This is a genomic window from Streptomyces sp. NPDC087787 (assembly GCF_044743035.1).
Classification (GTDB): Bacteria; Actinomycetota; Actinomycetes; order Streptomycetales; family Streptomycetaceae; genus Streptomyces.
In genome coordinates, this window is sequence record NZ_JBIUVQ010000021.1 from 1 (window position 1) to 23,282 (window position 23,282).

Sequence of the window (23,282 nt, forward strand, 5' to 3'; positions counted from 1 at the left end):
ACTTCACCAGGAAGCAATAGCCGACGGAACCGCCACCAGCGGCCTTGCCCCAACCTCAGCCGGAAACGGGCATCACCTTACGAACCGCCCACTGACAGCAGCGGGCCGCTGGAACGGGCTGATACGCCCGCTCGGGCTGTGGCCACACGTGGCGTGAGCGCGATCAGCCTGATCGTTCAGGATGTGCTCAAGTCAGTTCGCCGTCCTGGTAACGCGGCAGCCCGTCCGTCGCGATCGTCCACTCGCCGATGGTGACGTCCTCGCCGTAGACGAAGTCCTTGCGGGTCGCGTAGCGCGGACCGTCCGGGGTGGGGTGGATGTCGGTGAAGACCGCGCCTTCGCCGGTGCGCGGGTCGAAGACGGCGTAGACGGGGATGCCAAGCAGCGGATAGTCCCGCACTTTGCCCACCCAGTCGTTGCCCGGGTTCGAACGGGAGACGATCTCGATGGCGGCGACGATCGTTCGGGGATCGATGGACCCTTCGGTGTCCATGTCCTCTTCGGCGATCACCATCACGTCCGGGCGGCGCATGACGCCTTCGGGCTCGTTCTCCACGTCGGGCTCGCCGGTATGGGCGACGATCTCTTCCGGCATCACCCTTTCCAGGCGCTTCCGGAGCCGCAGTGCGGTCAGCTCGTGGCGGCCGCTGGGCGACATCATGTCGAGGACGATCCCTTCCCTGGTGATCTCGAATTTGCCCGGCAGCGTGTCGTCCGCGGACTGAACGAAGTCGCGCATGGCGCGATACAGGTGGGAGCCGCCCTGCTTCGCGTGGTCCGGTACGACGGCCATGGCGCTCGCTCCTCGTCGTCTGTGCCCAGGGGCAAGGATCGTCACGTTCATGCTAGGCGTCCTCCTGGATATCGGTTCGGCAGTCGCGGCAGCGGCCGGGGGCGGGGGCGCGGAAGGCGCGGTCGCAGCCCTCGCAGGTCTGGAGCGGGTGACGCATGGGCGGAGGGGCGGCCGGGGCGCGGAACGGGAGCGGCGGGGGTAGCTGGGCGCTGAGGCGGTGGGCCAGGACGGCGGCGGGCCGCCGTAGTCCCTCCGGGGGGAGATCGGCGGTCAGGGCGTGGCGTACGGCGGCGGGGGACAGCTCACGTTCCAGCCAGGCGGCGACGCCCGGGGCCAGGTCGGCCGTGTCGCAGGCGGAGAGCAGGAGACGGGAGTCGTGGCGGCGGAGGTCCGCGAGGAGGTCGGTGGCCGCCTTGAGGAGTGCGGGGGCGGGATACGCGGGGCGGGGGACGGCGGGGAGCGGCTTGCGGGGAGCGCGCTTCTCGTGCGCCCCGCCCGTCTCACGCGCAGCCTGCTTCTCGCACTGCTCCTGCTTCGGCGCTGCCGCCGCCGGGCGGTCCGGTGCGTCGGGGGCGGTGTGGGGCGATTCGTCGTGGTGACGGCGGCCCGCGGCCGGCTGGTTGCAGGAGATCGTGCGGGTGACGATACGGCCGCCGGGGGCGCGTTGGCGGGGGCGGCGGAGGTAGCCGTGGGCCTCCAACTCCCGTAGGGCGGCGGCGATACGGGTGGCCCCCTCGGGGAAGCGCACCGTGAGGGTCTTGATGTCGACGCGGGCGCCCTTCGGCAGCGACTGGAGGTGCACGCCGAGGCCGATCGCGAGGAGCGACAACTCGCGGTGCTGGGCGAGGTGGTTGCCGATCACCGTGAAGCGGGTGGTGTGGCGGGTGTTGTCGTGGACCAGGCCGCCTGTGTGGTGGCCTCGGTTCGGGTGCTTGTCGCCCGCAATACGGGACTGGGCGTGCGGGGGCACGCTAGGGTGCTGGGTACCCATCGGGAAGGCCTTTTCTTCCTCGGTGGTCAGGCCCTCGCACTGGGATTGCCGTCCCGGCGGGGGCCGTCGCATGTCTGCGGTTGTTGTGCTGCGTTGCGCCGAGCGTAGAGCCGTCGGGGGCTGCCAAATCCAGCCGAGCCGGGGATGTTCACCCTCCCGAGTGAGCGCGGGCCACGGGCGGGAGGGGGTGGGGCTTGGTAGGGGTTATTTCCCCCTCGTTCCTTTGCTTTCAGTCGTCGTCGCCACCGGAACTCGTGGGGGCGCGTTCCGGTGGCGGCAGGCGCAGTTCGGCCCAGGTGATCTTGCGCGGGAAGCGGTCCTCGGTCACACCCCAGCGGTCGGCGAGGGCGTCCACGAGCAGAAGGCCCCGGCCGGACTCGGCGTCCGCGTCCGGATCCTGGAGCTTCGGGTGGCGGTCACCGCGCGTGTCGGTGACTTCGATACGGAGCGTGCTGCCCACCACGTAGAGCGTCAGGCGGAAGCTGCGGCCGGGAAGCCGGCCGTGCGTGGCCGCGTTCGTCGCCAGCTCGGCCACGATGTGGCTCGCCGCCTCGACCGGGAGCTCCCACGTGCGGAGCTGGTCGGCGGCGAGCAGGCGGGCCAGGCGGGCGCCCCGTGGGGTGGACGACAGGAGGACGCTGAAGCTTTGGGCGCCGGTGTCGAGTTGGGTCGTGGGCTCGGCAATTTCCTGATTCACATCACTCAGCGTGGCCGCGCAGGCTTACCGTGCCGAGTAATCAAGCTGTTGCGTAGGGTCACCGTCCACTGTTTGTCCGGTGCTGTCCAAGCTGTCGGTGGCGTTCTTACGAGTACGGCACGGCACTACGGAAGGGCGCGCACATGTCGGTGGACGGCGAGGCGGTACGGACTCGGGTCGACTCCGAGGCGGCGGACGAGCCGGGGTGGGAGGTGGACCCGGACGACGACTGGGCGCTCGCCGTAGTGGCCACGGTGGGACGGCAGTTGAGACTGCGACGGGAAGCGGCCGGGATGCGGGTCGCCGAGTTCGCCGCGGCGGTCGGGTACGGCGACGACCTGGTCTACAAGATCGAGAGCGGCAAGCGGATTCCCCGGCCCGAGTATCTGGACGCGGCGGACGTAGCACTGAGCGCCGGCGGACTCGTCTCGGCCATGCAGGAGGACCTGAAGAAGGTCCGGTACCCGAAGAAAGTACGGGATCTCGCGCAGTTGGAGGCGCGGGCGGTTGAGCTTCAGCTCTATGACCCACTCCACGTCCACGGCTTGTTGCAAACGCGCGAGAGTGCGCGCGCCCTGCTTACGATGCGGCGTCCCGCGTACTCAGCGGAAGAGGTCGAGCGGTTCATCGCCGCGCGCGTGGCCCGCAAAGCGATCTACGAGCGCGAGCCGGCACCTGAACTCAGCTTCGTACTGGAGGAGTGGACCCTTCGGCGCCCACTAGGCGGGAGGGCTGTCCTGCGCGGACAACTTGAGCACTTGCTTGAGGCGGGGCAGTTGCCGAATGTCGAACTCCAGGTCATGCCGGTGGGACGCGAAGAGCATGCTGGAGTGGACGGCGGGATCGAGGTGCTGAAGTTCGAGGACGGCTCAGCAATTGGTCGTTCTCCAGTGGTGGCCAACGGCCGACCGGTCTCGGAGCCGAGGCAGCTCCGTATTCTGGAACTCCGGTATGGCATCATCCGGGCGCAGGCCCTCACGCCTCGTGAGTCGGCTGCGTTCATCGAGCAACTGCTGGGGGAGACATGATGCGCACCACCTCGTCCGGGGACGCCTCCAACCTGGCGTGGTTCAAGAGCAGCTACAGCAGTGGCAGCGAGGGTGACTCCTGCGTCGAGATCGCCACCGCGTCCAACACAGTCCACGTCCGCGACTCGAAGCACATCGAAGGCCCCCGGCTCATGCTGACGCCGGGGGCTTGGGCTCACTTCGTTTCGTACGCCTTCGAAGACTGACGGCGGACGGTTACTCGACCTCGGCCTCCGGTACGTCCACCTCGCCGCCCAGGGACCGGGCGATGGCGGTGAACTCGTTGAGGGCGGACTGGAGGTCGCGGACACTCGCCGAAGTCTGCGAGGTGGACCCCAAGACGGTGAGCCGGAGGCTAGGAGCGTGGGCCGGTAACGAGCAAGCCGTCGAGGGTTGGTGGTCGGCTCTCCGGCGGTCTGGGGTTGTCGGCGGTGTCGGGCTCAATCGCCTGATCGACTGCCAAGATCCGCGGACAGCGCCGCGTAGATGTACTCGCTGCCCCAGCGATCCCCGTCGAGGTCGTTCTCGACCAGGTGCGCCTCCCGGCGCATCCCGAGGCGCTCACAGACCCGCACAGACCCGGTGTTCTCCACATCCAGCCGTGCGTAGAGCCGGTGCACGCCCAGCGTGCCGAAGGCAAACCCGGCCAGCGCCGCGGCCGCCTCGGTCGCGTAGCCGTGCCCCTCGTGACCCGGGTCGAGAGTCCAGCCGATCTCGGCCTGGGCGGCGCGGGCATCGGCCAGGGTGAGGCTCACCTCGCCAAGGACGCCGGGCTCATCGCGTCGGCAGACAGCGAGCGCCAGCTTGTCCCCGTCGGCGCGCCAAGCCGTCTGCGCCGCGCGCTCGGCGGCAACCTGCTCGCTGCGCTCACGCGTGTGCGCCGGCCGGTACAAGTAGCGCGCCACGCTCGGCAGGCTCTGGTAGGCGTACAGGTCGTCGGCGTCGCCGGGAGTGAACAGACGCAGCGACAACCGGGTTGTGGTCAACGGCAGCAGCGAGGCGACGTCCATGCGGACCTCCGGGACGCGGATGTGGATCAAGTTGCGGACTGATTTTCGCATCACGACTGCCCGGCAGCCACGCCTTTTCAAGAGCAGCGCTCGGCAGCCGCACTTCACCACGAGGCGCGGCATTCCCGGAGTTGTTCACTGACCCACGCTCCTAGGTGGGCGGGTTCCACACGCACGGCATCGCTTCCGCGCCGCCCGCCACCTGCGTGTGGAAGGTGCTCACCTGAGGGACTCATGAAGCTCGGCGGCGACTTCCGCTCCGCCCTGCCGGCGAGCGCCGTCCGCTGCTGAGGCGAACGCCCGCGTGTGGTGGGGCAGGTGCCGCCCCACCACCGAGAGCACAGCCCGCGGGGGCTAGAACTTGAAACTGCCGATCATCCCCGCGATGTTCGTGGTGAGTTCGCTGATCGTGGGCGCTACCGTGGACGACGCCAGGTAGAAGCCCAGGAGCATGCACACGATCGCGTGACCCGCCTTGAGGCCCGACTTCTTGATCAACAAGAAGACGATGATCACCAGCAGCAGCACCGCCGAAATCGAAAGTGCCACGGCGGCTCACCTCCAAAGTTCCCGGGACGCGGGGGGTGTCGGGGGTATCGGGGGTCGTCGGACGATGGGGGCAGATAAATCCACACAGCGGGCAGCAGGTTCATACCCACTATGCGCTAACGATCATAACTATCCGCACGCGCGCATCGGTCGGCGCACGGCCGCACAAGGGGGCGCATGGCCAATATGGTCATGGCATGACGACCGAGCCTGTCTCCTTCCCCCGACGGCACGCGCGCACCCAGCGGTTCACGCTCGGCGCGCCGCGCGCGTTCACCGTGGCTCCCGACGCCTCCCGTGTCGTGTTCCTGCGCTCCGGATCCGGCACAGACCGGGCCAACTCCCTCTGGGTGCTCGACCTTGGCGACGGCGCGGAGCGCGTGGCCGCCGACCCGCGCGCCCTCCTCGCCGGCGCCTCCGAGGACCTCTCGGCCGAGGAACGGGCACGCCGTGAACGCAGTCGCGAGGGTGGTGCCGGCATCGTCGGCTACGCCACCGACACCGCCGCGGAGTTGGCGTCTTTCGCCTTGTCAGGGCGGCTTTTCACCGCCGAGTTGCGGGCCGGTACGGCTCGTGAACTGCCCGTCCCCGGACCGGTGATCGACCCCCGCCCCTCTCCCGACGGACGGCACGTCGCCTACGTCACCGCCGGGTCCCTGCGGGTGGTCGGCGCCGAGGGCGACGGTGACCGGGCGCTCGCCGAACCGGAGTCCGAGGGTGTCGTCTACGGCCTCGCGGAGTTCATCGCGGCCGAGGAGATGCAGCGTTCGCGCGGCTTCTGGTGGGCGCCGGAGTCGGACCGGCTGCTCGTGGCACGCGTGGACGACACGCCGGTGCGGCGGTGGTGGATCTCCGACCCGGCGCACCCCGAACGGGAGCCCAGTCGCGTCGCCTACCCGGCCGCCGGCACCCCCAACGCGGACGTACAGTTGTTCGTGTTCGGTCTGGACGGGACCCGCACGGAGGTCCTCTGGGACCGGTCCCGCTACCCGTATCTGGCTCATGTGCACTGGTCAGCGGCGGGGGCGCCACTGCTCCTCGTACAGGCGCGCGACCAGCGAGGCCAGCTGTACCTGGCGGTGGACCCGGAGTCCGGGGCGACCCGCATGGTGCACGCCGACGAAGATCAAGATTGGCTTGATCTTTTCCCTGGGGTGCCGTGCTGGTCCCCCTCGGGGCAGCTCGTGCGTGTCGCCGACGAGGGCGGCGCGCGGGTGCTGGCGGTCGGCGAACGCCCGCTCACCGGGGCACAGTTGCAGGTGCGGGCGGTACTGGACGTGTCGGACGGCGACGTGCTGGTCTCCGCCTCGGCGGGCGAGGAGGCGGCCGGGCCGGAGACCGGCGAGACGCACGTCTACCGCGTCAACGAACTCGGCGTGGAGCGCGTGAGCCAGGAGCCCGGTGTGCACACCGCGGTGCGCGCCGGGGACGTGGCCGTCCTCGTCTCCGCCACGCTCGACCGGCCGGGCGCCCGGGTACGGGTGGTGCGCGAGGGCCGGACGGTGGCCACCATCCGCTCCCACGCCGAAGACCCCGGTTTGTCCCCGCGCGTGACCCTCACCCCGGGGGGCGCACGCCGAATCCCGTGCGCCGTGCTTATGCCTACGGACTACCCCCGTGACACTGCCGGCTCCGCTCCCCTGCCCGTCCTCCTCGACCCTTACGGCGGACCGCACGGCTCCCGCGTGGTGGCCGCGCACAACGCGCACCTCACCTCCCAGTGGTTCGCCGACCAGGGCTTCGCGGTGGTCGTCGCCGACGGCCGCGGCACCCCGGGCCGCTCCCCCGCCTGGGAGAAGGCCGTCCACCACGACTTCACGGTCACCCTCGACGACCAGATCGAGGCCCTGCGGGACCTCGCCGGGACGTATCCGCTCGACCTCGGCCGGGTCGCGATCCGCGGTTGGTCCTACGGCGGCTACCTGGCCGCCCTGGCCGTGCTGCGCCGCCCGGACGTCTTCCACGCGGGCATCGCGGGTGCCCCGGTCACCGACTGGCGTCTGTACGACACCCACTACACCGAGCGGTACCTGGGCCACCCGGACCAGGCTCCGCAGGTATACGCCCACAGCTCCCTGGTCACCGACGACGGGCTGTCCTCGCCCGCCGAGCCGCACCGGCCGCTGATGATCGTGCACGGCCTGGCCGACGACAACGTGGTGGTCGCCCACGCCCTGCGGCTGTCCTCGGCCCTGCTCGCCGCGGGGCGCCCGCACGAGGTGCTGCCGCTGTCCGGGGTCACCCACATGACTCCGCAGGAGCAGGTCGCCGAGAACCTGCTGCTGCTCCAGGTGGACTTCCTCAAGCGCTCCCTGGGACTCGTCTGAGGATCCCGGCCCGGCGCCCTCACGGCGCCCTTCCAGGGGCCATGAGGGCGCCGGGCCGCCGACACGGTCACGGCGCCCTGGTGCCGCTGCCCCGTCCGTCGTTGTCCCGCTCCTCCGGCGGCACCACCTGGAGCTCCGCCGCGTAGTGGCACGCCGAGTCGTGCACGGCCGGCCCGGTGTCGTGCCGGAACTCCTCGGGCACCGCCAGCTCCGGCACCTCCAGCGTGCAGCGTTCCCGCGCCTTCCAGCAGCGGGTGCGGAAGCGGCAGCCGGAGGGGATGTCCGTCGGCGACGGCACGTCCCCCGAGAGGATGATCCGCTCCCGGCGCTCCCGTGCCCCCGGGTCGGGCACGGGCACGGCGGACAGCAGCGCCTGGGTGTAGGGGTGCGTGGGGTGGTCGTAGATCTGCTCGTCGGTGCCGATCTCGACGATCCGCCCGAGGTACATGACCCCCACCCGGTCGGAGATGTGCCGCACGATCGACAGGTCGTGCGCGATGAAGACGTACGACAGGTCGAACTCGCTCTGAAGCCGCTCCATCAGGTTGATCACCTGGGCCTGCACCGAGACGTCGAGCGCGGAGACCGGCTCGTCGGCGACGATGATCTCGGGCCGCAGCGCCAACCCCCGTGCGATGCCGATGCGCTGGCGCTGACCGCCGGAGAACTGGTGCGGATAGCGGTTGACGTACTCCGGGTTGAGGCCGACGACGTCCAGCAGCTCCTGGACCCTCCTTCTCCGGTCGCCCTTGGGCACCGCCTCGGGGTGGATCTCGTACGGCTCCCCGATGATGTCACCCACCGTCATACGGGGGTTGAGGGAGGTGTACGGGTCCTGGAACACCATCTGGATGTTGCGGCGCACCGCCTTCAGCGCCCGGCCGGACAGCCGGGTGATGTCCTCGCCCCGGTAGCGGATCTCGCCCGCCGTGGGCCGCTCCAGGTTGCACAGCAGCCTCGCGACCGTCGACTTGCCGCAGCCGGACTCGCCCACGATGCCGAGCGTCTCGCCCCGGCCCAGGGTGAAGTCGACGCCGTCGACCGCCTTGACCGCCCCGATCTGCTTCCTGAACAGCACGCCCCGGGTGAGCGGGTAGTGCTTGACGAGCCCGCTGACCTCCAGGATCGGCTCGGCGGCCCGCTCAGCCGTCTGCTCTGCCATCCAGGCACTCCCTCCAGAAGTGGCAGGCGCTGACGCGGCTTTCGGAGACCTCGTACAAGGGCGGTACGTCCGTGCGGCACACGTCCCGGGCCATGGGGCAGCGCGGGTGGAAGGCGCAACCGGACGGGATCGCCGAAAGGTTGGGCGGCAGGCCCTTGATGGCGTAGAGCTCCCGGCCCTTGTGGTCCAGGCGCGGGATCGAATCCAGCAGACCCCTGGTGTACGGGTGGGCGGGCGCCTTGTAGATGTCGTGCACCGGCGCGGACTCCACGATCCGGCCCGCGTACATCACCGCGATCCGGTCGGCGACGTCCGCGACCACACCCAGGTCGTGGGTGATGAGCACGAGCCCCATGCGGTACTCGCGCCGTAGCTCGGCGAGCAGGTCCATCACCTGGGCCTGGACGGTCACGTCGAGAGCCGTGGTCGGCTCGTCGGCGATGATGAGCGCCGGTTCCAGGGCCAGCGCCATCGCGATCATGATGCGCTGGCGCATGCCGCCGGAGAACTGGTGCGGGTAGTCGCCGACGCGCTGCCGGGCGGCCGGGATGCGCACCCGGTCCATCAGCTCCACGGCCCTGGCGCGGGCGTCCTTGCGGGACATGCCCCGGTGCACGACGAACATCTCACCGAGCTGGTCGCCGACGGTCAGCACCGGGTTCAGCGCGGACAGCGCGTCCTGGAAGATCATCGCCATCTCGGCGCCCCGGATCCGCCGCCGTTCGTCCTCCTTCAGCTCCAGCAGGTCCCTGCCGCGGAAGAGGATCCGCCCGCCGGTGATCCGGCCGGGCGGCACGTCGAGGATGCCCATGACCGCCTGCGCGGTCACGGACTTGCCGGAGCCGGACTCCCCGAGCACGGCGAGCGTCTCGCCCGCCTCCACCTCGTAGCCGACTCCGTTGACCGCGTGGACGATTCCGTCCCGGGTCCGGAACTCCACGTGCAGATCGCGGACTTCGAGCAGCACGGCGCCGTCACCTCAGCTTCGGGTCGAGGGCGTCGCGCACCGCGTCGCCGAGCATGATGAAGGCCAGGACCGTGATCGCCAGCGCCCCGGCGGGCCACAGCAGCGCGTGCGGGGCGTTGCGGACGTAGGGCGAGGCGGCGGAGATGTCGATGCCCCAGGAGACGCTGGGCGGCTTCAGCCCGACCCCGAGGTAGGACAGGGTGGCCTCCAGGGCGATGTACGTGCCGAGCGCGATGGTGGCGACGACGATCACCGGGGCGACGGCGTTGGGCGCGATGTGCCGCAGCAGGATGCGGGAGTTGGAGGCGCCCAGGGCGCGGGCCGCCTGGACGTAGTCGAGCTGTTTGGCGGTGATGACGGTGCCGCGCGCGATCCGGGCGATCTGCGGCCAGCCGAGCAGCACGATGAACCCGACGACCGGCCAGACGGTGCTGCTCGGGACGACGGACAGCAGGACGAGACCGCCGAGGACGACGGGGATGGCGAAGAAGACGTCGGTGGCCCGCGACAGCACGGCGTCCCCGGCGCCGCCGAAGAACCCGGCGAGCGCGCCCAGCACCGAGCCGAGGAGCGCCACCCCGAGCGTGGCGCACACGCCGACCGTGACGGACGCGCGGGCCCCGTAGACGGTGCGCGTGTAGACGTCGCAGCCCTGGCCGTCGAAGCCGAAGGGGTGGCCGGGCGCGGCCCCGTCCTGGGCGCGGGCCAGATCGCAGGTGAGCGGATTGCCGGAGGTGATCAGGGACGGCCGGATCGCGATGAGGACCAGGAAGCAGATCACCAGCGCGGAGAGCAGGAAGACCGGGTTGCGGCGCAGGTCGCGCCAGGCGTCGGACCACAGGGAGCGGGGCTTGGCCGCGGGCCCGCCCGGTGCCTGCTCCAGTGTCGTCGCCTCGCTCGCCGCGAGGTCCATCGCGCCGCCCATGCCGGTCCCGGCGATGGCGCGCTCCGGCTCCCGCGGCTGCTCAGGCATAGCGGATCCTCGGGTCGAGTACGGCGTAGAGCAGGTCCACGAGCAGGTTGGCGACCAGGAAGACCAGGACGAGGACGGTCACGAAGCCGACGACGGTCTGGGTGTTCTGCCGCAGGATGCCCTGGTAGAGCTGGTAGCCGACGCCGTGGATGTTGAAGATCCGCTCGGTGACGATGGCGCCGCCCATCAGCGCGCCGATGTCGGTGCCGATGAAGGTGACCACGGGGATCAGGGAGTTGCGCAGCAGGTGCCGGACGACGACCCGGTGCCGGGGCACCCCCTTGGCGACGGCCGTGCGCACATAGTCCGCGCGCCGGTTCTCGGCGATGGAGGTACGGGTCAGGCGGGTGACGTAGGCGAGGGAGACGGAGGCGAGGACCAGGCCGGGCACGATCAGCTCGCCGAAGGCCGCCGCCGGGGACACCGAGGGCCTGATCCAGCCCCACTTGACGCCGAACAGCAGTTGCAGCAGCAGGCCGGTGACGAAGGTGGGGACGGAGATGACGACCAGGGTGAGGACCAGGACCGAGGTGTCGACGGGCCGGCCGCGGCGCAGCCCGGTCAGCACGCCCAGGGTGATGCCGACGACGATCTCGAAGAGGATCGCGACGATGGTCAGCCGGATGGTGACGGGGAACGCCGACGCCATCAGCTGGGTGACGGGCTGTCCGTTGAAGGCGGTGCCGAAGTCGCCGGTGAAGACGTTACCCATGTAGGTCGCGTACTGCTGCCACACCGGCTTGTCGAGGCCGAACTCCCGTCTGAGCTGGGCGGCGGTCGCGGTGTCGCAGGCGCGTTCCCCGCACAGTCCGGCGATGGGGTCGCCCATCACGTTCACCATCAGGAAGATCAGCAGGGTGGCCCCGAAGAACACCGGGATCATCTGGAGCAGCCGTCTGGCGACATAGCGTCCCATGCGGATCAGCCGACCCTGATCTCGTCGTAGACGGGGACGCTGAACGGGTTGAGCGTCACCTCGTGCAGCCGGTCGGAGTAGCCGGCGCTGCCGTTCTGGTACCACAGCGGGATGGCGGCCATGTTGTCCCGTACGACGCCCTCGGCCTGCTGGAAGAGCCGGATCGCCCGGGGCCGGTCGGTCTCGGCGTTCGCCTGGTCGACGAGGTGGTCGAATCGCTGGTTGGACCACTTGCCGTCGTTGGAGGACGCGCCCGTGTAGTACAGCGGCTGGAGGAAGTTCTGGATCAGCGGATAGTCCATCTGCCAGCCGGCCCGGAAGGGTCCGGTCATCCGGTGCCCGCTGATCTGGTTGCGGAAGTCGGCGAAGGTGCCGACCGGGTTGCCCACGCACGCGCGGTCGTTGCCGAGCACGTTGTTGATGGAGTTGCACACGGCGTCCACCCACTGCTTGTGCGAGCCCGTGTCCGCGTTGTACGTGATCCTCACCTGGCCGCCGGGGAGTCCGCCGCCCTCCCGGACCAGCTTCCTGGCCCCGGCGGGGTCGTAGTCGCAGGCGTGACCGCACAGGCCCGGCTTGAAGCCGCCGTCCGTGCCGAGGACGGGTGAGGTCCAGTCGGTTGCCGGGGTGCGGGTGCGCCGGAAGATGGTCTCGGTGATCTGCTTGCGGTTGATCGCCATGGACAGGCCGGTGCGGACCTTGCGCGCCCCGCCGGTGTTCCACTTCGGGTCGTAGAACGGGAAGGCGATCGTCTGCAGGATGCCGGCCGGGCTGTTGATGTAGCGGCCGGCCAGGTCGGTCCGCACGTTCTTGAGCTGCCCGGCGGGGATGTCGTCGACCAGGTCGAGATTGCCGCCCAGCACGTCGGTGTACGCGGTGTTGCTGTCGGTGTACACCACCAGGGTCACGCCGTCGTTGCGCGCCTTGTCCGGACCCGGGTAGCCGTCCCACTTCCTGAGCGTCATCTGCGCGCCCCTGGTGTACGACTCGATGGTGTACGGGCCGTTGCCGACGGGCGTGTCCAGCCAGGCGGCGTGGTGGGTGAAGAAGGTGCGGGGCAGCGGGGCGAAGGCGGCGTAGCCGAGGGTGTCGGGGAAGGTGGAGAACTTCTGGCCGAGGGTGACGGTGAAGGTGCGCGGGCCGGTGACCTTCAGTCCGGAGAGGGTGTCGGCGCTCTGCCTGCCGCTCTCGGGGTGGACCTTGTCGTAGCCCTCGATGTAACCGAAGAAGTAGGCGTTCTTCTGGTTGTTCCGCAGGCTCGCGCCGTAGTTCCAGGCGTCGACGAAGGAACGGGCGGTGACGGGTTCGCCGTTGCTGAACTTCCAGCCGTTCTTGACGGTGATGGTGAAGTGCTGCGAATCGGTGGTGTCGATGCGCTCGGCGAGCATGTTCTCGGCCTTGGCGGTCCTCGGGTTGTACCGCTTCAGCCCGCGGAAGATCATGTCGAGCACCTTGCCGCCCTGCACCTCGTTGGTGTTGGACGGCTCCAGCGGGTTCTGCGGGTCGCCCCAGGACGCGGTCAGCGCCTTGGCGCCGACGCCTGCTCCCCCGCCCCCGCAGGCCGCGAGGACGAGCACGGCCCCCATCGCACCCGCGGCGGCCCACCTGGGGCCTCGAAAGGCCCTGGTGCGCGCGACTCCACGCATGGGTGCCTCCTCGGTACGCGGTGACCTGAGACATATCAGCACATGAGCCGCACATCACACGGTCGCCGCACCGGGCACCCCCGCCGGACGGGTGGCAGGGATCCGCGGAGGACGGGCGGTCAGCCGACGGCCGGGTACGGGTCCGTCGCGAGTCGCGCGTGGAGGTGGGTGTCGTAGTACGTGCCCGGCTCACCGGCGGCGGGCAGGAAGCCGCGCAGCACCCCCTCGTAGGCGAAGCCGCAGCGGTCGGCGACCCGGCAGGAGGCCGTGTTGCCGACGGCGTGCCCCAGATCGATACGGTGCAGGCCGAGCTGTTCGAAGCCCCAGCGGACGCACAGCTCGACGGCCCGGGTCACCGTGCCGCGGCCGCGCGCCTCGGGCAGGAGCCAGTATCCGACGCCGGCGTGGCCCATGCGGGGCTCTATCTTGTGGAGTTCCACGCTGCCGAGCACCTCCGCGGTGACGGCGTCGGTGACGCAGTACGGCGCGTGCCTGCCCTGTCTCCAGTGCTCGGCACGTGTGGCGACGTAGTCCAGTGCTCCGGCCTCGTCCATGGGGCCGGCCTGCATGGACGACCAACGCAGCGACTCGGGATCGTTCAGGCCCTTCAGCACGGCGGGCACGTCGTCCTCGCGCCAGGCCCGCAGGCGCAGGCCGAAGCCGTCGAGTTCCGTGTACGGCAGGGCGTTCGCCGCCGTGGTCTCCGTCATGGGTGCTCCTTGGGGGCAGTAGGGCGCCGGTCCGCCCGGCGCGGGGTCGCTCGGCAGGCGGACGTCGCTCGGTGTCACGGGTGTTCGCCGGGCGGCCCGGGGTCCGCTGCGTCCGGTGGGGCGTCGGCGGGCTCACCCGCCGCCTCGGGGCGGGCCACCAGCTCGACCTCGAAGCCGTCGGTGTTCTCCAGGTAGGCGGCGTAGTGCCCGGGGCCGCCCGCGTACGGGTGGCGGTCGGCGAACATCAGCGTCCAGCCGTGCCCGGGCGCCTCGGCGACCAGGGCGTCGAGCCCGCGCCGGGTGGGCACGTGGAACGCCAGGTGGTTGAGGCCGGGGCGGAGCCGGTCGTGCCGGTCGCCGCGCAGGGCCGGGGACCGCTCGATCACGAGGTAGGTGTCGCCGGACCGCCAGCTCACCCCCGCCGGCCAGTCCTGGTACGGCGACCAGCCGAGCCGTTCCAGGAGCCAGCCCCAGCAGGTGCGGGCGCGCTCCAGGTCTGCCACCCAGAGTTCGATGTGATGCAGTGTCACCCAGCCGCTCCCCTCCTCCGCCGCCCCGTGACGTCGCCCCGTGACGTCGCCCGCCGATCAGGAAACGGCCTGCTGATACGGCCGGTTCCCGGCACCGTCCTGCGGTACCGGGAACCAGTCGGAGATCAGGCTGTTCCGCTCAGCGGGTCACGCCGCGCCGACGACGTCCTTATCCTCGGCGAAGTGGCAGGCCGACTCGTGGGCCGCCGGGGAGTCCGAGCCCTTGAAGCGCTCGGGCACGGCGAGCAGCGGGATCTCCTCGGCGCACTTGTCCTGCGCCTTCCAGCAGCGGGTGCGGAAGCGGCAGCCCGAGGGCGGGTTGGCCGGGGACGGCACGTCGCCGGCCAGGATGATCCGCTCCCGGTGCTCGCGGGCCTCCGGGTCCGGCACCGGAACCGCCGACAGCAGCGCCTGGGTGTAGGGGTGCGTCGGGTGGTCGTAGATCTGCTCGTCGCTGCCGATCTCGGCCATCTTGCCGAGGTACATCACGCCCACGCGGTCCGAGATGTGCCGGACGATCGACAGGTCGTGCGCGATGAAGACGTAGGAGAGGTTGAACTCGTCCTGGAGGCGCTCCATCAGGTTGATGACCTGCGCCTGGACGGACACGTCCAGGGCCGAGACCGGCTCGTCGCAGATGATGACCTCGGGGTTGAGCGCGAGGCCGCGGGCGATGCCGATGCGCTGGCGCTGACCGCCGGAGAACTGGTGCGGGTAGCGGTTGATGTACTCCGGGTTGAGACCGACGACGTCCAGCAGCTCCTGCACCTTGCGGCGCCGGTCGCCCTTGGGGGCCACCTCGGGGTGGATGTCGAAGGGCTCGCCGATGATGTCGCCCACCGTCATACGGGGGTTGAGCGACGTGTACGGGTCCTGGAACACCATCTGGATGTTGCGGCGCACCGCCTTGAGCGCGCGCCCCGACAGCCGGGTGATGTCCTGGCCCTTGTAGAAGATCTCGCCGGCGGTCGCCTGCTCCAGGTTCATCAGGAGCTTGGCGACGGTGGACTTGCCGCAGCCGGACTCGCCCACGATGCCCAGGGTCTCGCCCTGGTACAGGTCGAAGGAGATGCCGTCGACGGCCTTGACCGCGCCGATCTGCTTCTTGAACAGGATGCCCTGGGTCAGCGGGAAGTGCTTGACCAGGTTGCGGACCTGGAGGATCGGCTCGCCGCGCTCGACGGGCGCGTCGATCGCCGCGACCGCCTCCTCCTCGGAGGCCGCGTCGACGGTGTCCACCTCGGAGACGTTCGGCGTGGCGTCGTCCTGCGGCTCGTTGTCCTTCGCGAGCTTCGTGGGCTCAGCCATGGATCGTCTCCTTCCAGAAGTGGCATGCGGAGCGGCGGCCCGGCAGCTCCGTGCCGTCGCGCTCGGTCACCGGCACCAGCGGCGGTGCGTCGGTGCGGCAGATGTCCTGAGCCATGCTGCAGCGCGGGTTGAACGCGCAGCCCGGCGGGATCGCCTGGAGGTTGGGCGGCAGGCCCTTGATGGCGTACAGCTCCTGGCCCTTGTGGTCCAGGCGCGGGATCGAGTCCAGCAGACCCTTGGTGTACGGGTGCGCGGGGCGCTTGTACAGCTCGTGCACCGGGGCGGTCTCGACGATCCGGCCCGCGTACATCACCGCGATCTTGTCGGCGACGTCCGCGACCACACCCAGGTCGTGGGTGATCAGGATCAGGCCCATGTTGTACTCGCGCTGAAGCTCCGCGAGCAGGTCCATCACCTGGGCCTGGACGGTCACGTCGAGAGCCGTGGTCGGCTCGTCGGCGATGATCAGGTCCGGCTCCAGGGCGAGGGCCATGGCGATCATGATGCGCTGGCGCATACCGCCGGAGAACTGGTGCGGGTAGTCGCCGACGCGCTGGGCGGCGGCCGGGATGCGCACGCGGTCCATCAGCTCGATGGCCTTGGCCTTGGCGTCCTTCTTGGACATGCCCTGGTGGGCCCGGAACATCTCGCCGAGCTGGTAGCCCACCGACAGCACCGGGTTGAGCGAGGACAGCGCGTCCTGGAAGATCATCGCCATCTTGGCGCCGCGCAGCTTGCGCCGCTCGTTCTCCGGCAGGCGCAGGATGTCCTGGCCCTGGAAGAAGATCTCGCCCTTGGCGATCCGTCCGGGCGGGCTGTCCAGAATGCCCATGATCGCCTGCGCGGTGACGGACTTGCCGGAGCCCGACTCACCGAGCACGGCGAGCGTCTCGCCCGCCCTGACGCTGTAGTTGACGCCGTTGACCGCCTTGGTCACGGTGTCACGGACCTTGAACTCCACGTGCAGGTCGCGGACTTCGAGGAGCGGCGCGGTCCCGTCCGCCCCGGCGTTGCTGGGTGCCATCTCCAGGCTGGTCATGCCGTCACCTTCATCGTGCTTGGTCACAGGGGTTCGACTCATGGCGGTACCTCACCGCAGCTTCGGGTCGAGCGCGTCGCGCAGGCCGTTGCCCAGCAGGATGAAGCCCAGCGCGGTGATGACGATGGCGAGGCTCGGGTACGTCCACATGAAGTCCTTGACGCCCATGAAGCCGCGGCCCGCGGCGATCATGTTGCCCCACTCGGCGACCTCGGGGTCGACGCCGACGCCGAGGTACGACAGCGACGCCTCCGCCACGATCGCGATACCGACGTTGCTGGTGCCGTACACCAGCACCGACGTCAGCGAGTTGGGCAGGATGTGCCTGCGGATGATCCGGCCCTGGCTCGCGCCCAGCGCCTTGGCCGCGTGCACGTAGTCCATCTCGCGCACCGAGAGGATCTGGCTGCGCAGCAGGCGGGCGAAGGTCGCCCAGGTGAAGATGCCGAGCGAGAGCACGACGGGCAGCACGCCGCGGCCCATCAGCAGGATGATGACGATGGCGCCGATCAGCAGCGGGAAGGCGAAGAAGATGTCGGCGACACGCATGATCACCGTGTCGACCCAGCGGCCGTAGTAACCGGCCAGGGAGCCCAGCAGGATGCCGATGGTGAGGGCCACGAGGATCGAGGCGAGACCCACGACGATGGCGATGCGGCTGCCGTAGATGAGGCGGGAGAGCTGGTCGCGCCCGAGGGCGTCGGTGCCCAGCAGGTGATCGCCGCCCGGGGCCTGCAGCGTGTTCATCAGGTTCTGCTTGAGCGGGTCGTACGGCGCGAGCAGCGGGGCGAAGATCGCGACCAGGATGAGGACGGCGATGATCGCCAGGCCCACCACGGCCAGCTTGTTGGCGAAGAAGCGGTGCCGGATGTCGGACCACTGACTGACCCTGGCGACGCTGGGTTCGGCGCTCGGGCCCGCAGGGGCAGGGCCGGCCGTCGTCGGCTCTCCCGTGCCCGAGACGAGTTCGGTCATTGTGTGACTCCTAGAGGAAAACGACCCTGCGGGTCAGGCAAGGCGGATGCGCGGGTCGAGAGCGGCGTACAGCAGGTCGACGATCAGGTTCAGCACGACGAAGACCGCCACGCTGATCGTCACCACCCCCACGATGATGGGGTTGTTGTTCTGCTGGATCGCCTGGATCAGCGCGAGGCCGATGCCGTTCCAGTTGAAGATCGTCTCCGTGATGATGGCGCCGCCGAGCAGCGAGCCGAAGGAGATGCCCAGGTAGGTGATCACCGGGATGACCGAGTTGCGCATGATGTGCCGGGCGAGCACCGTCCGGCGGGGCAGGCCCTTGGCGATGGCCGTCTTGACGTAGTCGGCGCGCAGTACCTCCAGCATCGTGCTGCGCGCGAGCTGGGCCACGAGGGCCGCGTCGATGATGGCGAGGGTCACGGCGGGAAGGACGATGGCGTCGAGACTGTCGCCGGCGATCAGCGGGAACCAGCCCAGCTCGATGACGAAGACGCGCTGCATGATCATGCCGAGCACGATGGACGGCACGCCGATGGCCAGGGTCGTGAGGAAGGTCGCCGACACGTCCCAGACGGAGTATCTGCGCATGGCGGCGAGCACGCCGACCGAGATGCCGATGACGATGTCGATCAGGATGGCCGCGACAGCCAGCTTCGCGGTGTTCCCGAGCTTCGGGACCAGGATCTCGGTCACCGGCCGGCTCTGCGTGTAGTCCGTGCCCAGGTCACCGGTGACAAGCTTGCCGACGTACGTCCCGTACTGGACGACCAGCGGCTTGTCGAGTCCGTACTGCTTGTGCATCTCCGCGATGACGGCCGGGTCCCGCGCCTTGTCGCTGCCGGCGATCTGACCCACCGGGTCACCGGGGATCACGAACAGGCAGGCGAACAGAATCATCGTCGCGCCGAGCACGACCACGACGAGCTGGCCCAGCCTGCGGACCACGTACCTTCCCATAACTGCCTCTCTACCTCGCTGCCACTTCCTCAGCAGCTCCCTCGCGCCCCGGAATGTGGGGGGTGGGGTGGGGGCGGGAGAGGTGGATCACACCCCTCCCGGACGGTCGGCGGGGGTCGTGGTGTCCGAGCCCCAGCTCGAACCCCACGACCCCCGGTTTCCGGATTCCGCGCCGTGCGCGGCGACCCGTTACTTCAGCTTGATCTCAGCGAGGTTCGGGTCCTCGTGGAAGTCCATCGCCATGTTGTCGAACTTCTTGGTGTTGGCGAGACGCAGCTGGTGACGGTTCCAGAGCGGGATCAGGGCCATGTCGTCCATGGCGACCTTCTCCGCCTCCTTGTAGATCGCGTTGCGGCCGGCCTGGTCCTCGGTGGCACGGGCCTTGGCGAGCAGGTCGTCGAACTTCTTGTTGCTGTAGCGGCCGCGGTTGTCACCGGTGACCTTGCCGGAGGCGTCCTTGTTGATCGACGCGGTGTCCAGCAGCGGGTACAGGAAGTTGTCCGGCGTCGGGTAGTCCGCGCCCCAGGCGAAGCGGTACAGGCCGGTCGCGTTCGGCTTCTGCTGGTCGCCGAGGAGCTCGGCGAACGGCTTGCCGGTCGCCTTCACCTTGACGCCCAGGACTTCCTCGAGCTGCGCCTTGACGGCCTGGATCCACTCCTCGTGGCCCGCACCGGTGTTGTAGCCGAGCTCGATGGTGGTGCCCGGCTTCAGGCCGCCTTCCTTGGCGAGCTGCTTGGCCTTGGCCGTGTCCTGCGCGACACAGGAGGTGCACAGGTCCTTCTGGTACACGTCCTTGAACGCCGGCGGCAGGATCGTCGTCGACTTGCTCTGCATGTTCTGGAAGACGCCCTTGATGATGGCGTCCCGGTCGATCGCGTAGGAGACGGCCTCGCGCGCCTTCGGGTTCTTCAGCGGACCGTTGTCCGTGATCGGCAGGAGGTAGTTCATACCGTTGGTGTCCTGCTCGAGCCACTCACCCTGCGGGTCGTACTTGGCCTTGGCGGCCGGCAGCTGCGGGGTGGGCATACGGGCCCAGTCGTACTGGCCCGACTCGAAGCCCTGGTACTCCAGCGTCACGCCGTTGTTGGAGTTCAGGATGTCGATCTGCACCTTGTCCAGGTGCGCCTTCGTCAGGCCGTAGTCGTCGTTGCGGACGAGCGTGATCGACTTGTTGTGCTCCCACTTGCCCGACATCTTGAAGGGGCCGTTGCCGATGGGGGCGTCGTTGTACGCCTTGTTCTTGGCGTCGCCCGCGACCTTCGGGACGGGGCTGAAGACCGTGTGCGTGAGCTTGACGTAGAACTCGAAGTCCGGCTCGGACAGCTTCACCTGGAGGGTGTACGGGTCCGGGGCGCTCAGACCGGACAGGGTCTTGGCCTTGCCCGACTGCACGTCGCCGAAGCCATCGACGCCGGCCATGTGGTAGGCGACGTCGGACGCGGCCGACTTCTGCGCCACGCGGTTCCAGCCGCGGATGAAGGACTCGGCGTCCACCGCCTCACCGTTGGTGAACTTGGTGTCCTTCTTGATGCCGAAGGTCCAGGTCTTGCCGTCCTTGCTGACCTTCTTCGAGGTGGCCAGCGCCGGAAGGACCTGACCGTCGGCGGTCGGCAGGTACAGGCCGGTGAACAGGTTGGTCGTGACGAGGATGCCCTCGGACTCCTGCGCGTTGTAAGGGTCAATGGCCACCGGTTCGGTGATACCCATCCGGAAGGAGCCACCGCCCTTGCCGGAGCCCTTGCTGCCGCTGCTGCTGTCGTCGCCGCCTCCACAGGCGGTCGCAGCCAGAGCTATGACGATTGCACCAGCGACCCACTTGGCGCTCCTGGCACCACGCATGGGTTCCTCCTCTGAGTCCTGTGTTCACCGCAAGGCGGAGCACGCGACATCCCACGGTCATGAAGAACGGGGAAGGTCAGGTACACCCGCAACGCTCGTGAGTCGGCGCCTCCTGCAGCGCATGACCCGTCGACCCGAGCTCTACGCGCCTAACTATCTGCCATCGCTCACCGCTCGGACCACTGCCATTCGGTCTCGGTTCGATCACACCTGACAGCTACATCTTCCAAAATCCGGACAAACCGTTTCGCGAAAGATCCCTGCGAAACGGACTTGTTACACGACTATCGGAATCGCACGTCCGGATAGCGGACGATCTGACGGGAAATCAGTTGCGCTCGTCGGCGGAGTCATGCTCTCGACACCACAAGCGGGAGGAACCAGGACACACCCACCGGGGGGTGCGCACATTTGCGCCACCTTAGCGTCGCCAGGTCGCCGACGCGATCCCTGAGCCGCCCCGGGCCGTTCCCTAGGGAAAACCCTCGATCGGCCGATCCCACCTGCGAACGGAGCGCGGCCGGGGCTCCCGACGGAACCCCGGCCGCGTCCGACGCGCACCGACCCGGCGGCGCGCCCCGGTCAGCGGGCCCGGCAGGGCCCGGGGACCCTTGCTCTTCTCCCCCGCCCTGGTCAGGGTCCCGGAGACATGGGCGTCCATGCTGGAGACGACCCAGCCGGCCGGGTGACCCGGCCTGCCTCGCCGAATGACGAGGTCAGGTCAAAGTAGACAGTCGTGATCCAAAGGGATACCGGCGACTTGAGGGGAACGTGAGCTTGCGGTCGGTTGCGGCCTTCGCGTCGGTCGCGGACGACGACAGGGTGACAGCACCCCGTACGATGGGGTGAGGCCGTGGCGGGTCCCCGCCCGGCAGGGCCCGCGTAACACCGACGTACGCGCAGGTCGTCCGCACACTTCGGGAGTACGCCTCACTATGGCCACGCGCCACGACATCCGCAACGTCGCCATCGTCGCCCACGTCGACCACGGCAAGACCACCATCGTCGACGGCATGCTGAAGCAGGCCGGCGCCTTCGCCGCGCACCAGCTCGACCAGGTCGACGAGCGCATGATGGACTCGAACGACCTGGAACGTGAGAAGGGCATCACGATCCTCGCCAAGAACACGGCGGTGAAGTACCACCCCAAGGACGGCGGGGAGCCCATCACGATCAACATCATCGACACCCCCGGCCACGCCGACTTCGGCGGCGAGGTCGAGCGCGGCCTGTCGATGGTCGACGGCGTCGTCCTGCTCGTCGACGCCTCCGAGGGCCCGCTGCCGCAGACCCGCTTCGTGCTGCGCAAGGCCCTTCAGGCCCGGCTGCCCGTCATCCTCTGCATCAACAAGACGGACCGGCCCGACGCCCGGATCGACGAGGTCGTCAACGAGGCCTACGACCTGTTCCTGGACCTGGACGCCGACGAGGACCAGATCGAGTTCCCGATCGTCTACGCCTGCGGCCGGGACGGCATCGCCTCGCTGACCAAGCCCGAGGACGGCACGGTCCCCGCCGACTCCACCAGCCTGGAGCCGTTCTTCTCCACGATCCTCCAGCACATCCCGGCCCCCACCTACGACGAGGCCGCCCCGCTCCAGGCACACGTGACCAACCTGGACGCGGACAACTTCCTCGGCCGTATCGCGCTGCTGCGCGTGGAGCAGGGCGAGCTGCGCAAGGGCCAGACGGTCGCGTGGATCAAGCGCGACGGCTCCGTGCAGAACGTGCGGATCTCCGAGCTGATGATGACCGAGGCGCTCACCCGCAAGCCCGCCGAGAAGGCCGGCCCCGGTGACATCTGCGCCGTCGCCGGTATCCCGGACATCATGATCGGCGAGACCCTCGCGGACACCGAGAACCCGATCGCGCTGCCGCTGATCACGGTCGACGAGCCCGCGATCTCGATGACCATCGGCACCAACACCTCCCCGCTGGTCGGCCGCGGCGGCACCGGCAAGGGCGCCGACGCGAAGGCGGCCGTCAAGGACCGCAAGGTCACCGCCCGCCAGGTCAAGGACCGTCTGGACCGCGAGCTGATCGGTAACGTCTCGCTGCGCGTCCTGGACACCGAGCGCCCGGACGCCTGGGAGGTGCAGGGCCGCGGCGAGCTGGCGCTGGCCATCCTGGTCGAGCAGATGCGCCGCGAGGGCTTCGAGCTGACCATCGGCAAGCCGCAGGTGGTCACCAAGGAGGTCGACGGCAAGACCTACGAGCCGGTCGAGCGCATGACGATCGACGTGCCCGAGGAGCACATGGGTGCCGTCACCCAGCTCATGGGCGTGCGCAAGGGCCGGATGGACAACATGTCCAACCACGGCTCCGGCTGGGTCCGCATGGAGTTCGTCGTGCCCTCCCGCGGCCTGATCGGCTTCCGCACCGAGTTCCTGACCCAGACCCGCGGCACGGGCATCGGCCACTCCATCCACGAGGGCTTCGAGCCCTGGTTCGGCCCGCTGCAGACCCGTAACAACGGCTCCCTGGTCGCCGACCGCTCCGGCGCCGTCACCGCGTTCGCGATGACCAACCTCCAGGAGCGCGGCGTGCTGTTCACGGACCCGGGCACCGAGGTGTACGAGGGCATGATCGTCGGTGAGAACTCCCGCTCCGACGACATGGACGTCAACATCACCAAGGAGAAGAAGCTCACGAACATGCGGTCGTCGTCGGCCGACTCGTTCGAGGCGATCGTCCCGCCGCGCAAGCTCTCCCTGGAGCAGTCGCTGGAGTTCTGCCGCGACGACGAGTGCGTCGAGGTGACCCCGGAAGCGGTCCGCATCCGCAAGGTCGTCCTCGACCAGCGCGACCGCGCCCGCGCCGCGAGCCGCGCCAAGCACTCCTGACCCTCGCGCACACCAATCG

General features: G+C 69.4%; 22 protein-coding genes. 4 read left to right on the forward strand and 18 right to left on the reverse strand.

Translation table 11 applies throughout. The features are described from left to right. Positions 1-187: 187 nt before the first annotated feature. From ACIOWN_RS28240 to ACIOWN_RS28250, 3 genes are all read right to left on the reverse strand, one after another. Positions 188-793: a Uma2 family endonuclease gene (locus ACIOWN_RS28240; RefSeq protein ID WP_362346096.1), complete on the reverse strand. Its 606-nt coding sequence runs from the start codon at positions 791-793 to the stop codon at positions 188-190. Positions 794-845: 52 nt separating this feature from the next. Next, the gene (locus ACIOWN_RS28245) at positions 846-1,784 is read right to left on the reverse strand and encodes a helix-turn-helix domain-containing protein (protein WP_401983715.1); all 939 of its coding nucleotides are present in this window, start codon (positions 1,782-1,784) and stop codon (positions 846-848) included. A 229-nt stretch (positions 1,785-2,013) separates the two neighbouring features. Then, on the reverse strand, positions 2,014-2,490 hold the full coding sequence (locus ACIOWN_RS28250) for an ATP-binding protein (RefSeq protein WP_401983717.1): 477 nt from the start codon (positions 2,488-2,490) through the stop codon (positions 2,014-2,016). Between the two features lie 134 nt (positions 2,491-2,624). On the opposite strand from ACIOWN_RS28250, the gene ACIOWN_RS28255 reads away from it, so the two are divergent. Together ACIOWN_RS28255 and ACIOWN_RS28260 are read left to right on the forward strand one after the other, a co-directional pair. Then, on the forward strand, positions 2,625-3,509 hold the full coding sequence (locus tag ACIOWN_RS28255) for a helix-turn-helix transcriptional regulator (protein ID WP_362346102.1): 885 nt from the start codon (positions 2,625-2,627) through the stop codon (positions 3,507-3,509). Continuing rightward, complete coding sequence (locus ACIOWN_RS28260; protein WP_362346104.1) at positions 3,506-3,715, forward strand: DUF397 domain-containing protein; 210 nt, start codon at positions 3,506-3,508, stop codon at positions 3,713-3,715. Before ACIOWN_RS28255 ends, ACIOWN_RS28260 begins: the two co-directional genes overlap by 4 nt. Before the next feature lie 10 nt (positions 3,716-3,725). Here ACIOWN_RS28260 and ACIOWN_RS28265 read toward each other — a convergent pair whose 3' ends face one another. The 3 genes from ACIOWN_RS28265 to ACIOWN_RS28275 all read right to left on the reverse strand — a co-directional run bounded on the left by ACIOWN_RS28265 (position 3,726) and on the right by ACIOWN_RS28275 (position 5,068). Continuing rightward, a complete protein-coding gene (locus ACIOWN_RS28265) occupies positions 3,726-3,848 on the reverse strand; it encodes a hypothetical protein (RefSeq protein ID WP_362346106.1) in 123 nt (40 codons plus the stop codon). A gap of 101 nt (positions 3,849-3,949) precedes the next feature. Beyond that, positions 3,950-4,519 (reverse strand): GNAT family N-acetyltransferase, encoded by a 570-nt coding sequence (locus tag ACIOWN_RS28270; RefSeq protein WP_362346108.1) that lies wholly within the window; start codon positions 4,517-4,519, stop codon positions 3,950-3,952. A gap of 354 nt (positions 4,520-4,873) precedes the next feature. Then, complete coding sequence (locus tag ACIOWN_RS28275) at positions 4,874-5,068, reverse strand: hypothetical protein (RefSeq protein WP_358728925.1); 195 nt, start codon at positions 5,066-5,068, stop codon at positions 4,874-4,876. Between the two features lie 197 nt (positions 5,069-5,265). On the opposite strand from ACIOWN_RS28275, the gene ACIOWN_RS28280 reads away from it, so the two are divergent. Further along, positions 5,266-7,395 (forward strand): prolyl oligopeptidase family serine peptidase, encoded by a 2,130-nt coding sequence (locus ACIOWN_RS28280; protein WP_362346110.1) that lies wholly within the window; start codon positions 5,266-5,268, stop codon positions 7,393-7,395. A 67-nt stretch (positions 7,396-7,462) separates the two neighbouring features. Here ACIOWN_RS28280 and ACIOWN_RS28285 read toward each other — a convergent pair whose 3' ends face one another. From ACIOWN_RS28285 to ACIOWN_RS28340, 12 genes are all read right to left on the reverse strand, one after another. After that, positions 7,463-8,557, reverse strand: a complete 1,095-nt coding sequence (locus ACIOWN_RS28285; RefSeq protein ID WP_362346112.1) for a dipeptide ABC transporter ATP-binding protein — start codon at positions 8,555-8,557, stop codon at positions 7,463-7,465. Beyond that, positions 8,538-9,524 carry an ABC transporter ATP-binding protein gene (locus tag ACIOWN_RS28290; RefSeq protein WP_362346114.1) on the reverse strand — a complete coding sequence of 329 codons (987 nt, stop codon included), beginning with the start codon at positions 9,522-9,524 and terminating at the stop codon, positions 8,538-8,540. The genes ACIOWN_RS28285 and ACIOWN_RS28290 overlap by 20 nt, the downstream gene beginning before the upstream one ends. A 7-nt stretch (positions 9,525-9,531) precedes the next feature. Then, complete coding sequence (locus tag ACIOWN_RS28295) at positions 9,532-10,497, reverse strand: ABC transporter permease (RefSeq protein ID WP_362346116.1); 966 nt, start codon at positions 10,495-10,497, stop codon at positions 9,532-9,534. Beyond that, the gene (locus ACIOWN_RS28300) at positions 10,490-11,413 is read right to left on the reverse strand and encodes an ABC transporter permease (protein ID WP_362346118.1); all 924 of its coding nucleotides are present in this window, start codon (positions 11,411-11,413) and stop codon (positions 10,490-10,492) included. The genes ACIOWN_RS28295 and ACIOWN_RS28300 overlap by 8 nt, the downstream gene beginning before the upstream one ends. Before the next feature lie 5 nt (positions 11,414-11,418). Beyond that, the gene (locus tag ACIOWN_RS28305) at positions 11,419-13,059 is read right to left on the reverse strand and encodes an ABC transporter substrate-binding protein (RefSeq protein WP_401983679.1); all 1,641 of its coding nucleotides are present in this window, start codon (positions 13,057-13,059) and stop codon (positions 11,419-11,421) included. Between the two features lie 119 nt (positions 13,060-13,178). Next, positions 13,179-13,769, reverse strand: coding sequence for a GNAT family protein (locus tag ACIOWN_RS28310; RefSeq protein WP_362346120.1), 591 nt, complete (start codon positions 13,767-13,769; stop codon positions 13,179-13,181). 74 nt (positions 13,770-13,843) lie between these two features. Then, positions 13,844-14,299, reverse strand: coding sequence for a VOC family protein (locus ACIOWN_RS28315; RefSeq protein ID WP_362346122.1), 456 nt, complete (start codon positions 14,297-14,299; stop codon positions 13,844-13,846). A gap of 147 nt (positions 14,300-14,446) precedes the next feature. Then, positions 14,447-15,607: an ABC transporter ATP-binding protein gene (locus ACIOWN_RS28320; RefSeq protein WP_401983681.1), complete on the reverse strand. Its 1,161-nt coding sequence runs from the start codon at positions 15,605-15,607 to the stop codon at positions 14,447-14,449. Next, positions 15,600-16,646 (reverse strand): ABC transporter ATP-binding protein, encoded by a 1,047-nt coding sequence (locus tag ACIOWN_RS28325; RefSeq protein ID WP_362346126.1) that lies wholly within the window; start codon positions 16,644-16,646, stop codon positions 15,600-15,602. Before ACIOWN_RS28325 ends, ACIOWN_RS28320 begins: the two co-directional genes overlap by 8 nt. A gap of 51 nt (positions 16,647-16,697) precedes the next feature. Beyond that, positions 16,698-17,621 carry an ABC transporter permease gene (locus tag ACIOWN_RS28330; RefSeq protein ID WP_362346128.1) on the reverse strand — a complete coding sequence of 308 codons (924 nt, stop codon included), beginning with the start codon at positions 17,619-17,621 and terminating at the stop codon, positions 16,698-16,700. Between the two features lie 33 nt (positions 17,622-17,654). Further along, entirely contained in the window at positions 17,655-18,581 is a 927-nt protein-coding gene (locus tag ACIOWN_RS28335) for an ABC transporter permease (protein ID WP_362346130.1), read from the reverse strand. A gap of 189 nt (positions 18,582-18,770) precedes the next feature. Further along, positions 18,771-20,420 (reverse strand): ABC transporter substrate-binding protein, encoded by a 1,650-nt coding sequence (locus ACIOWN_RS28340; RefSeq protein ID WP_362346132.1) that lies wholly within the window; start codon positions 20,418-20,420, stop codon positions 18,771-18,773. A 935-nt stretch (positions 20,421-21,355) separates the two neighbouring features. Between ACIOWN_RS28340 and typA the strand changes: the two genes are divergently transcribed. Further along, a complete protein-coding gene (gene typA, locus ACIOWN_RS28345; protein ID WP_362346134.1) occupies positions 21,356-23,263 on the forward strand; it encodes a translational GTPase TypA in 1,908 nt (635 codons plus the stop codon). Positions 23,264-23,282: the final 19 nt, after the last annotated feature.

Coding starts and splice junctions, on each gene's coding strand:
- ACIOWN_RS28240 (WP_362346096.1), bottom strand. CDS start 793: ATGGCCGTCGTACCGGACCACGCGAAGCAGGGCGGCTCCCACCTGTAT.
- ACIOWN_RS28245 (WP_401983715.1), bottom strand. CDS start 1,784: ATGGGTACCCAGCACCCTAGCGTGCCCCCGCACGCCCAGTCCCGTATT.
- ACIOWN_RS28255 (WP_362346102.1), top strand. CDS start 2,625: ATGTCGGTGGACGGCGAGGCGGTACGGACTCGGGTCGACTCCGAGGCG.
- ACIOWN_RS28260 (WP_362346104.1), top strand. CDS start 3,506: ATGATGCGCACCACCTCGTCCGGGGACGCCTCCAACCTGGCGTGGTTC.
- ACIOWN_RS28270 (WP_362346108.1), bottom strand. CDS start 4,519: ATGGACGTCGCCTCGCTGCTGCCGTTGACCACAACCCGGTTGTCGCTG.
- ACIOWN_RS28280 (WP_362346110.1), top strand. CDS start 5,266: ATGACGACCGAGCCTGTCTCCTTCCCCCGACGGCACGCGCGCACCCAG.
- ACIOWN_RS28285 (WP_362346112.1), bottom strand. CDS start 8,557: ATGGCAGAGCAGACGGCTGAGCGGGCCGCCGAGCCGATCCTGGAGGTC.
- ACIOWN_RS28295 (WP_362346116.1), bottom strand. CDS start 10,497: ATGCCTGAGCAGCCGCGGGAGCCGGAGCGCGCCATCGCCGGGACCGGC.
- ACIOWN_RS28300 (WP_362346118.1), bottom strand. CDS start 11,413: ATGGGACGCTATGTCGCCAGACGGCTGCTCCAGATGATCCCGGTGTTC.
- ACIOWN_RS28305 (WP_401983679.1), bottom strand. CDS start 13,059: ATGCGTGGAGTCGCGCGCACCAGGGCCTTTCGAGGCCCCAGGTGGGCC.
- ACIOWN_RS28310 (WP_362346120.1), bottom strand. CDS start 13,769: ATGACGGAGACCACGGCGGCGAACGCCCTGCCGTACACGGAACTCGAC.
- ACIOWN_RS28320 (WP_401983681.1), bottom strand. CDS start 15,607: ATGGCTGAGCCCACGAAGCTCGCGAAGGACAACGAGCCGCAGGACGAC.
- ACIOWN_RS28325 (WP_362346126.1), bottom strand. CDS start 16,646: ATGACCAGCCTGGAGATGGCACCCAGCAACGCCGGGGCGGACGGGACC.
- ACIOWN_RS28330 (WP_362346128.1), bottom strand. CDS start 17,621: ATGACCGAACTCGTCTCGGGCACGGGAGAGCCGACGACGGCCGGCCCT.
- ACIOWN_RS28335 (WP_362346130.1), bottom strand. CDS start 18,581: ATGGGAAGGTACGTGGTCCGCAGGCTGGGCCAGCTCGTCGTGGTCGTG.
- ACIOWN_RS28340 (WP_362346132.1), bottom strand. CDS start 20,420: ATGCGTGGTGCCAGGAGCGCCAAGTGGGTCGCTGGTGCAATCGTCATA.
- typA (WP_362346134.1), top strand. CDS start 21,356: ATGGCCACGCGCCACGACATCCGCAACGTCGCCATCGTCGCCCACGTC.